General features: G+C 35.3%; 10 protein-coding genes and 1 pseudogene. 1 reads left to right on the top strand and 10 read right to left on the bottom strand.

Annotation, left to right across the window (positions count from 1 at the left end; all coding sequences use genetic code 11):
- Window positions 1–55: 55 nt before the first annotated feature.
- Window positions 56–439: pseudogene (locus WBY99_RS08320) on the bottom strand (transposase); the annotation flags it as partial.
- Between the two features lie 294 nt (window positions 440–733).
- Window positions 734–1,756: a 3-oxoacyl-ACP synthase III family protein gene (locus WBY99_RS08315; protein WP_423975870.1), complete on the bottom strand. Its 1,023-nt coding sequence runs from the start codon at window positions 1,754–1,756 to the stop codon at window positions 734–736.
- Between the two features lie 286 nt (window positions 1,757–2,042).
- On the opposite strand from WBY99_RS08315, the gene WBY99_RS08310 reads away from it, so the two are divergent.
- A complete protein-coding gene (locus WBY99_RS08310; protein ID WP_423975869.1) occupies window positions 2,043–2,945 on the top strand; it encodes a CorA family divalent cation transporter in 903 nt (300 codons plus the stop codon).
- 128 nt (window positions 2,946–3,073) lie between these two features.
- Here WBY99_RS08310 and WBY99_RS08305 read toward each other — a convergent pair whose 3' ends face one another.
- The 8 genes from WBY99_RS08305 to pdhA form a co-directional block, all read right to left on the bottom strand.
- The gene (locus tag WBY99_RS08305) at window positions 3,074–5,800 is read right to left on the bottom strand and encodes a sodium-translocating pyrophosphatase (protein ID WP_423975868.1); all 2,727 of its coding nucleotides are present in this window, start codon (window positions 5,798–5,800) and stop codon (window positions 3,074–3,076) included.
- A 320-nt stretch (window positions 5,801–6,120) separates the two neighbouring features.
- On the bottom strand, window positions 6,121–6,732 hold the full coding sequence (locus WBY99_RS08300; protein ID WP_423975867.1) for an inorganic pyrophosphatase: 612 nt from the start codon (window positions 6,730–6,732) through the stop codon (window positions 6,121–6,123).
- A 9-nt stretch (window positions 6,733–6,741) separates the two neighbouring features.
- Window positions 6,742–7,251, bottom strand: coding sequence for a hypothetical protein (locus WBY99_RS08295; protein ID WP_423975866.1), 510 nt, complete (start codon window positions 7,249–7,251; stop codon window positions 6,742–6,744).
- A gap of 9 nt (window positions 7,252–7,260) precedes the next feature.
- Entirely contained in the window at window positions 7,261–8,178 is a 918-nt protein-coding gene (locus WBY99_RS08290; RefSeq protein WP_423975865.1) for a hypothetical protein, read from the bottom strand.
- Window positions 8,175–8,852: a RadC family protein gene (gene radC, locus WBY99_RS08285; protein WP_423975864.1), complete on the bottom strand. Its 678-nt coding sequence runs from the start codon at window positions 8,850–8,852 to the stop codon at window positions 8,175–8,177. The genes WBY99_RS08290 and radC overlap by 4 nt, the downstream gene beginning before the upstream one ends.
- 73 nt (window positions 8,853–8,925) lie before the next feature.
- Window positions 8,926–9,594 carry an ABC transporter ATP-binding protein gene (locus tag WBY99_RS08280; RefSeq protein WP_423975863.1) on the bottom strand — a complete coding sequence of 223 codons (669 nt, stop codon included), beginning with the start codon at window positions 9,592–9,594 and terminating at the stop codon, window positions 8,926–8,928.
- Window positions 9,595–9,704: 110 nt separating this feature from the next.
- The gene (locus WBY99_RS08275; RefSeq protein ID WP_423975862.1) at window positions 9,705–11,309 is read right to left on the bottom strand and encodes a 2-oxo acid dehydrogenase subunit E2; all 1,605 of its coding nucleotides are present in this window, start codon (window positions 11,307–11,309) and stop codon (window positions 9,705–9,707) included.
- A gap of 72 nt (window positions 11,310–11,381) precedes the next feature.
- Window positions 11,382–12,378: pyruvate dehydrogenase (acetyl-transferring) E1 component subunit alpha (gene pdhA / locus WBY99_RS08270; protein ID WP_423975861.1), on the bottom strand; the 997-nt coding region annotated here is incomplete at its 5' end.

The following is a 12,378-nucleotide window of genomic DNA, read 5'->3' as shown; positions in this document are numbered from 1 at the left end:
GGTTTTCTGCGGTTTTTCTTTCCTGCAGAACATAATTTCCCTTACCCGCAAAGGTTTATTTTGCAGACAAATTTTGGGTGACGAAAAGAAATTCCTGTGGCGGTCCTCTTTGTCCGAAAAGGGCGATGGTGATTAAGTTTCCTTCTTTGCAACACCGGCATTTATTGAGCAAAGTTTTGGGTTTTGCTTCCGGAATCTGGATGTTTAAATCAGATTGTAAAGCCTGTAGTTTTCCATGTTTCCAACTGCTGCTTAAAATTCCGTAATGCCTTATCCGTACAAACCTTCTCGGCAGGATATGAAGACTGAACCTTCGCACAAATTCAGTATTCGATAAAGTCATTTCTTTTTTCTGACCTTCTTTGCGATAATCTTTGTAGCCAAAACGAACTTCTTTGTCCGTAACTTCTTTGATCCGATGATTACTGATGGCGACTTTAGGGAGTGGGCGAATAGACTATGGCTCAACCTCGGGAATCTGCTTTCTGTGAAAGAGAAAAAAAAAAATTTAATTGCAAGAAACTGATCGTCTCACATTGAATAGTAAGATATAATAATCTGATTATAATAAAGTTACAAATACAGTAAAAATATTTTAATGATTTTTTTCAAATAAAAACCACAAACAATGGCAATAATAATTGCACACCTTTTGCCATGGGCAATACTTCGCAGAAAGTAGATTTCGTAAGGATACCATGAAAAAATGCGTCGATCGACGCATTTTTCTATTTTAATAATTGAAAAGTACCGACCCCCAGGTAAACCCACTTCCGAAAGCGGAAAGCAGAACTAAATCTCCTCTTTTTATTTTTCCATTTTCGATGGCTTCACTCAAAGCTAATGGAATTGAAGCTGCAGTAGTATTTCCAAATCTTTGAATATTGTTATAGACTTTTTCGTCTGATAATCCGAAACGTTTTTGTACAAACTGTGCAATCCGCAAATTTGCCTGATGAGGAATAAACAGATCTAGATCTTCTGGCTTTTTCCCTGCTTTATTTAAAGCTTCCATCATGGTTTCGGGAAATCGGGTTACGGCATGTTTGAATACGAAATTCCCATTCATTATCGGATAAACTTCTTCATCGGTCACGTTTTCTGGTTCCAGTCTCATACGATCGCTCCAGCCAAATTTAGATCCTGGAAATTTGGTGCATAATTCTTCGGCATGTTTTCCTTCAGAATGCATATTGGTTGCAAGAATATCTCCAGCATTTTCATCTTCCGTTGCTGATAAAATTAGGGCTCCTGCCCCATCTCCAAAAATAACGGAAACTCCGCGTCCAGCATCAGAAAAGTCTAAACCAAAAGAATGCACTTCTGCACCGACAACTAAAATATTTTTGTACTGACCTGATTTAATAAAAGCATTGGCAACACTCATCGCATAAACAAAACCAGAACATTGGTTTCTTACATCTAAAGCGCCAACTGTATCACAACCCAACATTTCCTGTAAAAGCACGCCACAACCTGGGAAAAAGTAATCTGGAGAAAGGGTGGCAAAGATAATATAATCGATATCTTTTCCGGTCATTCCTGCCATTTTCAACGCAGCTTCCGAGGCTTTGAATCCTAGATAAGCGGTGGTTTCTTCGGAATCGTTTCTGTTTTTACGGTGATGCCGTTCTTTGATTCCCGTTCTTTCTGTAATCCACTCGTCATTGGTGGTCATCAGTTTGGATAAATCATCGTTGGTTACTACATTTTCTGGAACATAATGGCCGACTCCTTTAATATAACTTTTAAGCATAATTTAAAAACTTTAAATAAGATAAATTTTATTGGACACCTATAAATTTTGTTTCAAAGCAAATATATTAACTTTTTTGCCACGAATTCGCAAATTCATTTAAGTATGTTCTTGTTCTATTATAAAAGTGCTAAACTAATCTTTTAGCTTTTCCTTTTAGAGAAATAAAATGAAGTGATTAAATATAGAAATTCATGAATTTGTGGCTTATAATCACCATGATAATTTTAATTCGTTGGTCTATATTTTGTGGATTTAAATGTTAATTTTAACTTAAATTTGCGATATGGCTATTGAAATTTTATTTAAAAATGAACATTGTGAATGGATCGATGTAGAAAGTCCAACCAAAGAGGATTTGGCTTTTCTGCACCAGCGTTACGATATTAATTCCCTGCTACTGGAAGATACGATTGATGCGAATCACTTGCCGAAATTTGAGCAAGACGGAAATGTTAATTTTTTCTTGATGCGTGAAAATACCCAATTGGAAAGGTCGAATCTAAATACCATCAGTGATATTTCTACCAAACTCGGGATTTTTTTGATTGATAAAGTCATCATTACCATTCACCGATTGAAAAATAAAAGCATTTACGACTTAAAAAAAGAAATCATACTGCCGCAAAATGAACATATTACCCGAGATCAAATCGCATTGAATTTAGCATTAAAAGTGATGAAGTCTTACGATGACGAATCGCAAAATCTATTGGAAATAATGGATCAGATTGAGAGTGAAATTTTCCTTAAAACGACCAATCATTCTAATCATATTAGACGGCTTTATCGGTTGAAAAGAAAATCAGGTTTGAACACAAGAATCCTCAACATTTCTACGGTTTGGGTTGATAAATTTAAATTACTTCATCTCGATGATACTGCAATAACTGATTTAAAAGACAAGCATAAAGATGTAATTGCCGATTTTGAGCATTTGAATACGCAGGTGACCAGTTTGATTTCGATGTTTCTGGCGATGAGTGATCAAAAGGCAAATCAGGTGATGAAAGTTTTAGCTATTTACTCCATGTACTTTTTCCCGATTACTTTTATCGCAGGGATTTATGGAATGAATTTCGATTTTATGGCAGAGTTGCATTTTGAATATGGTTATTTTTATACCTTAGGGTTAATGGGAATTATTACAATTATTACCTTTTTGTATGTTCGGAAAAAGGGGTGGTGAGTTTTTTTAGATGATAGACGATAGATGATAGACGAAAATCAATTGCATTGATCTTTAATGCTAATTTTTATAAAAAAAATCCCAACTTTTCAGCTGGGATTTATTATTTCTATAAGAACTTATTCGACTTAAAAGTTTAAAATACGAACATCAATTCTTCTGTTTTGTGCTTTACACTCGTTGGTGTCATTAGCTGCACAAATTGGATGTTGAGCACCGTAACCTTCAGCTTCTACTCTGTCGGCAGCAATTCCCATTTCTGTTAATTTCAGTTTTGCAGTTTTTGCCCGCAAACTTGAGAGTTTTAAATTACTTTCTTCACTTCCTGTGTTATCAGTGTAGCCTCCTAATTTCACTTTAGCAGTCGGAAAAGCATTTAAGATTTCAGCTAGATTATTTAATTGCTCTTCTGAACCTGGTTTCAAATCACTGCTTCCTGTTTGGAAATGAAGATTTTCAATGGTAAACCATTTTGTATTTTCCAAAACTTTTTGATCTTTTGATTTTAGATCATTATACAAAGCGAGCAACTGGCTATTTTCGCCAACACCAATTGATTTATTTGTAAGTTTAATTTCTTGAATATTGCCAGTATCATAAACGAAATCGCCTTCATTATTAAGGGTACCTTTTAAAGGAGTAATTGTTTCTACACTTTCTACTGAAATTGTTGCTGCTGAGATTCCTGCCATTTTTTGTAAAGACGCTAATTTAGCTTTTCTATTTTCATCAATTTTATCTTTGTGTAAAACTGCTAAAGTAGGTGCGATCACTAAAGAAATAATCGACATTAATTTAATTAAAATATTCATCGATGGTCCAGAAGTATCTTTAAATGGATCACCTACAGTATCTCCAGTTACTGAAGCTTTGTGTGCATCTGAACCTTTGTAATGCGTTTCCCCATTGATATCTACTCCTTGTTCGAAAGATTTTTTAGCATTATCCCAAGCTCCTCCAGCATTGTTTTGGAACATTCCCATCAATACTCCAGAAACCGTAGCTCCTGCCAAGAATCCTCCTAAAACTTCTGGACCGAAAATAAAGCCTATTAATAATGGCGAAACAAGAGCAATTGCTCCTGGAAGCATCATTTTTTTAAGCGATGCATCTGTAGAAATCGCGACACATTTTTCGTATTCGGGAATAGCTTTGCCTTCCAAAATTCCAGGAATTTCACGGAACTGGCGACGAACTTCTTCTACCATTGCCATTGCTGCAGTTCCTACTGCTCTAATTGCCAAAGATGAGAAAATAAATGGAATCATGGCTCCTACAAATAATCCCGCTAATACGTCGGCTCTATAAATATCAATTCCATCAATTCCCGCAATTCCCACGAAGGCTGCGAATAATGCTAAAGCCGTTAAAGCTGCAGAAGCAATTGCAAAACCTTTCCCAGTTGCTGCTGTTGTATTTCCTACCGCATCTAAAACATCTGTTCTTTCACGAACTTCTTTTGGCAGTTCACTCATTTCGGCAATTCCACCTGCGTTATCGGCAATGGGTCCAAAAGCATCAATCGCCAACTGCATTGCGGTAGTTGCCATCATTCCCGCTGCAGCAATTGCAACACCATATAATCCTGCACAAAGGTAAGATCCGTAAATACCACCTGCCAATACAAGAATTGGCAATAATGTAGATTCCATCCCAACTGCAAGACCTCCAATAATATTAGTTGCGTGTCCTGTAGAGGATTGTTTTACAATACTTTTCACAGGACTTTTTCCCATTGCCGTATAATATTCGGTGATGATACTCATTAAGGTACCAACCACTAATCCTACGATGATTGCGCCGAAAACTCCCATTTTCGTAAAGTCATGACCTCTTAAAGTCATGGTTTCTGGCATCAAATAATTCACCAAAAAATAAGAAGAGATCGCTGTTAATACAATACTTCCCCAGTTTCCGAAATTCAAAGCATTCTGAACCGGCGTAATATCTAAACTTGTCGTTTCACCAATTTTCACAAATAGAGTCCCAATCATGGAATAAATAATTCCTGTTCCTGCAATTAACATTGGTAAAAGAATCGGAGCAAAACCTCCGAAAGCATCTATCGATAAAGTTTCTCTACCCAAAACCATTGTCGCTAAAACGGTTGCAACATAAGATCCGAATAAATCGGCTCCCATCCCAGCAACATCACCTACGTTATCTCCTACGTTATCAGCAATCGTTGCGGGATTTCTAGGATCATCTTCGGGAATTCCTGCTTCTACTTTTCCTACTAAATCGGCACCTACGTCAGCAGCTTTAGTATATATACCACCACCAACTCTGGCGAAAAGTGCAATGGATTCTGCACCAAGAGAGAATCCCGTAAGAATCTCAATGGTTCTTTCCATCTCATGAGAATCGACACCAGCACCGGGAGCAAAAATTTGCTTGATGATGATATACAAACCTCCTAAACCTAGAACAGCTAAACCAGCAACTCCCATTCCCATTACGGAACCTCCAGTGAAGGAAACTTTCAATGCTTTAGACAAAGAAGTTTTTGCAGCTTCTGCAGTTCTTACATTGGCTTTAGTCGCAATCTTCATTCCGATAAAACCTGCTAAAGCAGATAGAATTGCGCCTAATACGAATGAGATACCAATACTCCAGTGAGAATTAGCACTTGAGCCGCCCATTACCGCCAATAAAATAGCAACCACTACCACGAAGTAGGTCATTACTTTGTATTCGGCTTTTAGAAATGCCATTGCACCATCTGAAATAAAACCGCTGATTTCTTTCATACGGTCATTTCCTGCATTTTGCTTACTCACCCAGGAGCTTTGAATAAAAGTGTAGATTAAGGCGACAATACCAAATATTGGTACGAGATAAAATAATAAATCCATAAAGTACTTTTTGAGGTTAATTTTATTAATGTTAATTTTTTGTTAATTAAAACTTTACTCGAAAATACGCTTTTTTTTTGAACTTTATGTTTTTTTTCATCAATAGAATTTCAGTCCATTTCTTAGGGTTATCTATTTTATGATCTTTCTTTTTGATGATGTATTTCGCTCGGTGTTTTGTAGTTTAATGGCTGATGAAATGACTCATTATTCTAAAAATTAAAATACCGTTTCAATTGAATAATTTATGAAAAGGATTTCAAATAAAAATAGACAAATGAAAACATTTGTCTATTATAAGTTATGAATGATTGATGATTCTAGCCACCAAATTTATTGGCGTAATCTTTTTGTGATGCTTTAATCACTTTTTTTGCATGTTCCGCACCATAAACTTCGTGGATGGTACATTTAGCTGGCTCGTCTGGAAGGTTTTTGTAGGTAAGGAAATAATGCATTAATCGCTTCACTTCTGCTTGTGGCAATTCGGCAATATCTCTAAAATGTCCAAAAGCATGGTCACCTTTCATTACTGCAACAATTTTATCATCAGCTTCTCCTTTATCAATCATTTTAAAACCACCGATTGGGATTGCTTCCATCAACATTCCTCCTGAGTGTATATTGTGAGAACTAAGTACACAAATATCCAACGGGTCTAAATCACCTGTACTAACGTTTTCGGCGCCACTCTCTAGGGCAAGTTTCAATACTTCATCATGACAATAAGTTCTCGGAATAAATCCGTATAAAGCTGGAATAATATTGGAAAATTGCTGTGGGCGGTCAACTTTCAAATAACCACTTTGTTTATCGATTTCATATTTAATAGTATCACTTGGTACAATTTCCACAAAGACATTTACAACATTTGGTGCTTCATCCCCTACAGGAATCCCATGCCATGGATGAGCTTTAAAATTCGGTATCATTATTTTATTTTAATTTATAATTAAGTTTTCTTTTCTAAGGTCTTCTATACCGTTCGAAATATAATCTTGCTCGTTCATATAATTCATCAAAAAAACCGTCTTATAATCTTGTAAAGTACTTTCATTACTAAGATTCTCATAAGTTTCATGAAGCAAATGCAGAATATTATTTTTACAATTCACTACTTTATTCCAAGAGTTTTTGGTTAAATAAAGCTGTTGAGATGCGTTATAATCGAATTCTTCATTAATGGTTTTTTCAATTAAAAACAAATATTCGTGAGCTGCTAATTTTTCATCAAATTTAGTCACTAAGTTGGCTGGCTTTATTCTCTCTAAGAAAAGGATAATTCTTTCATAGGCATGAATTCTTTGCTCGGATTGTCCTTTTACCATTAAAAAATTAAGTTCCTGTTTTTTGAATTTGATATAACTGTACACAAATTGTCTGGTATATATCAAGAAAGGGACAGCAATCAGTAATGCAAATGCGTAGGGAAAATAAGGCGATTCAATCATTGGTTTTTTCTACGATGCAAAATTAGTGATAATTCTGTATTTCTTCCATAAATTTTTCAATAAAGTAATCTTGGTATTCGTTAAAATCGGATATTGGTAAGAAATAGCACCAAACCGCTCGTTAAATTTGGCAACATTCACCACTTCACTACCCATAAAGTCGAAATCTTTGTCTTCAATGAAATCTTGCAAACAATAATCAATCATCATTGACGGAAAATTCGGGTTGATTAATGGGTATTCATTGATAAACAAACTCAGATATCTTCGGTTTTTTCCTTCATATAAATAAACAAAGGATTGAATGTTATCCTCAAATTCTAAGATTCGCAAATAGCCAACATTTTTTTCTAAAAGATCTTTGAAAATTTTAAAATAATTTTGATTGTCTTTATCCTTATGGGTTCCTTTTATATTTTTTAAAAAGAACAGTTTATCGTCTTCTTTCCAATTTTCTTTAAAATTAATATTCCCAACCAAATCACCAATAATCCGTACATTTCTTCTTCGGTGGCTGCTATATTTCTTTTTAATAGTCGGGTAATTATCTTTCTTTAAAAGATATGAAGTTTTCATTTGAACAGCATCGTTAAACTGATTATCGGCATTGAAAGCATACATCAAAACCAGAAAATTCTTATCTAAAAAATCATAAAATTTCTGATTAATTTCAGGGTTATCTACTTTAGAAAAAACGCCTAACTGCTGGCACATTTTCGGCATTAGAATAAAAGTCAATCCCAATTTACGAACATAAGAAACTGGCATTACTGCGTCATACTCTCCATAGACCAAAAGAAACCATTGGCGATTCGATACAATACCCAAGAACTGTTGGTCAGCATAATCAGCGTTTTGACAGGCATTTTCTAAACATTCGCTATATTTTTCGAAATTAATTTCGTGGTACTTTAATTTTTTAATCATAATAAATTTTCGTCTGCAAAACTTAAATAAGCATTTTGCGAAATGATCAAGTGATCTAATAATTGGATATTTAAAATTTTTCCAGCATCAGTAATTTGTTTCGTAATTCTTATATCTTCTGAGCTGGGTTTCAGATTCCCTGAAGGATGATTATGTGCGATAATTAATCCTGTTGCGAGGTGTTCTAAAGCGGTTTTAAAAAGAATTCTAACATCTACAACCGATTGATTAATTCCACCAGAAGATAATTTACTTTTGCCTAAAACTCTATTATTTTGGTTTAAATAAATCGCCCAAAACTCCTCGGTATGCAGATCTGATAAATAAGGTAATAATATATTGTAACTTTCTTTGCTGCTGCTTATTTGTGTTTTTTCAGGAACTTCTTGCGCCGCTCTTCTTCTTCCAATTTCAAGCGAGACCGCAATCGAAATGGCCTTTGCCTCTCCTATTCCTTTAAATTTCATTAAATCTGAAATTCGCAGAAGCGATAAATTATGCCAATTATTACCTACAGAATCGAAAATTTTTCTTGCTAATTCTACAGCAGAATCTTCTCTGTTTCCGCTGCCCATAATGATTGCCAACAACTCTGCATCTGAAAGTGAATTCTTACCTTTTAATAAAAACTTCTCTCTTGGTCGATCGTCTTCTGCAAGAAATTTAATAGACATTTCAAAAGATTTTGAGAATTAACTTTTAAATTTAAGAAAAATAAAACGATTGTCATTTTCTTAAAAGTAGATATTAATAAATAATTTGTCCGTCTTTCATCACCAACTTACGATCAGTCGTATCTGCAAGATGAGTATTATGAGTTACAATTACAAATGTTTGATGGTATTTATCTCTTAAATCAAAGAAAAGTTGGTGCAGATCATCTGCATTTTTAGAATCTAAATTCCCAGTTGGTTCATCTGCGAAAATAATTTTAGGAGAATTGATGAGCGCTCTTGCCACCGCCGTTCTCTGCGCTTCACCGCCTGACATTTGATTGGGTTTATGATGAATTCTGTGAGCAATATTCAAATCTTCAAAAAGGGAATAGGCTTTATCAAGTGATTCGCTCTCATTTTTACCAGCAATTTTCGTTGGCAACAAAACATTTTCCAACGCTGAAAATTCGGGTAAAAGTTGATGAAACTGAAAGACAAATCCAATATTTTCATTTCTAAATTTCGACAATTGTCGATCATTCATATTAATGAAAGACTGACCCGCTAATTCGATTTGAGTATTAAAATGTTTAGGATTAGTGGGCTTATCAAGCGTTCCTAAAATTTGTAGTAAAGTCGATTTTCCGGCTCCGGATTCCCCGACAATCGAAACAACTTCCCCTTTTAAAATGTGAATATCAACTCCTTTCAACACTTCTAAATCACCATAGGATTTATGAATATTATACGCTTTAATCATAGCTTCAAAAATAGTGAATTTGCTTTAAATTACCTTCAAATATGATGATAAAAAAAACCTTTCAGCAATTAAATACTGAAAGGTTTGATTTAAAATATTTGCAATACTTCTTACAATAGTAAGGATAAAGGTTGTTCTAAATAAGTTCTAAGAGTTTGCAAGAACTGCGCTCCTGTAGCGCCATCAACTACTCTGTGGTCACATGCCAAAGAAAGTTTCATGGTATTTCCTACCACGATTTGACCATTTTTAACAATTGGTTTTTCAACAATCGCTCCTACAGAAAGAATCGCAGAATTCGGTTGATTGATAATCGAGGTAAAAGTTTCGATTCCAAACATTCCTAAGTTAGACACAGAGAAAGTAGAACCTTCCATTTCATTGGCTTTCAATCCTTTGGATTTCGCTCTTCCTGCCATATCTTTTACGCCTGCAGAAATCTGGTTATAATTCATTTGATCTGCATTTTTCAATACAGGAACTACCAAACCGTCTGGAATTGCAACTGCAACACCCACATTGATATTTCCGTGATGAATGATTTTATCTTCTTTCCAAGTAGAATTCACTTGTGGATGTTTTCTTAAAGCCATTGCTGTAGCTTTAATCACCATATCATTAAATGAAATTTTGGTATTTGGTAAAGAATTAATTTCTTTTCTCGCTTCAATCGCTTTATCCATATTGATTTCTACGATCAAATAATAATGCGGTGCAGTAAATTTACTTTCAGAAAGTCGTTTTGCAATAATGTTTCTTACTTGTGAATTTGGAGTTTCAGAATCTTCACCCTGAACGAAATTCATAGCAACTTGCGCTGGAGCAGCAACCGAAGTTGAAACTTCTTGTTTAGCCGATGTAGCAGCACTTGGTTGATAATTCTCAATATCTTTTCTTATAATTCTACCATTTTCACCACTTCCTTTTAAAGAATGAACATCAATTCCCTTATCCTCAGCCATTTTTTTAGCCAAAGGAGAAATTGCCAATCTTTCAGTAGATGAATTTGTAGCAGTTTGTGTTGGGGTATTTCCAGTAGCTGAACCATTTTCTGTTGGTTTTTCAGGGGCCGTTTTTGATTCTGTTTTTTTCGTTCCACCAGAAGTAAAACCAGAAACATCTGTTCCTGCAGGTCCAATGATTGCTAAAACCGTATCAACAGGACTCGCCTCACCTTCGCCAACGCTTGTGTAAAGTAAAGTTCCATTCACTTCTGATTCAAAATCTTGAACCGCTTTATCGGTTTCAATTTCTGCTAAAACATCTCCTTCTTTTACGGTATCACCTACTTTGAAATGCCATTTTGCAACCTTTCCTTCAGTCATCGTATCAGAAAGACGGGGCATTGTGATTACTTCAACACCAGCAGGAATTTCTTGAGTACTTGCAGATGGTGTTTCTGTGGAAGATTTTTCTTCAACTTTTTCAGAAACCGTCGCTTGAGTTTTTCCTCCTATTAAAGCAGAAATATCTTCACCTTGATTTCCGATAATTGCCAATACAGAATCAACAGGTGATGAGCCACCTTCGTCTGTACCTATAAATAATAATGTCCCGTTAAATTCTGATTCGAAATCTTGTACGGCTTTATCAGTTTCGATTTCGGCTAAGATATCTCCTTCTTTTACTGCATCTCCTACTTTCTTGTGCCATTTCGCCACTTTACCGTCCGTCATTGTATCAGAGAGACGGGGCATTGTAATCACTTCTGCCATAATATTCTGTTATTTTAGATTCAATAAATGAAATCTGACTTTAAGAAAAATCAGATTTCAAATGAATTATTTTTAGTTATTTTCTAATTTATTGATGAAAGGATAATCTTCTTGAGCATAGACGTAGTCATACACTTTATCTAAATCTGGATATGGAGAGTTTTCCATAAAGTCAACACATTCTTCAACAAACTCTTTGGATTTATCCTCTATCGCTGTTAATTCATCCTCAGTTGCCCAGTTATTATCTAAGATTCTTTTCTTAACGATTTCGATAGGATCTTCTTTTTTATATTCAGCAACTTCTTCTTTGCTTCTATATGGTTCTGCATCAGACATTGAGTGTCCTCTGAATCGATAAGTTCTCGCTTCAATAAAAGTTGGACCATCTCCTCTTCTCGCTCTTTCAATCGCTTCAAAAGCCGCTTCTGCAACTTTCTCAGGATCCATTGCATCTACAGCAAGACAAGGCATTTCATATCCTAATCCTAATTTATAAATATCCTCATGGTTTGCAGTTCTTTTTACAGAAGTCCCCATTGCATATCCATTATTTTCTACAACGAAAACCACTGGAAGTTTCCAGTTCATCGCCATATTGAAAGTTTCGTGAAGGGATCCTTGTCTAGCAGCTCCATCTCCGAAAAAACAAATATTCACCGCTTTTCTGTCGAAGTATTGATCTCCAAAAGCAATACCTGCTCCTAAAGGAATCTGTCCACCTACAATTCCGTGACCTCCATAAAAACGGTGTTCTTTGCTGAAAATGTGCATAGAACCACCCATTCCGCCAGAAGTTCCTGTGGCTTTACCGCAAAGTTCTGCCAAAATTCTTTTCGGATCTACACCCATCGCCATCGGATGAATGTGACAACGATATGCGGTAATCATGCTGTCTTTGGACAAATCCATGGCATGAGTAAAACCTGCAGGAATTGCTTCCTGACCGTTATATAAATGTAAAAATCCTCTGATTTTTTGTTTAAGATAAAGAGAACGGCATTTGTCTTCAAACCTTCTCCACATTGTCATTTCTTCGTACCATTTTAGGTAAACTTCTTGCGAAAAT

Source organism: Kaistella sp., assembly GCF_049588135.1.
In the GTDB taxonomy this organism is placed as follows: domain Bacteria; phylum Bacteroidota; class Bacteroidia; order Flavobacteriales; family Weeksellaceae; genus Kaistella.
The sequence above is the reverse complement of the archived record's forward strand: the minus strand, read 5'-3'. Positions and strand labels throughout refer to the sequence as shown.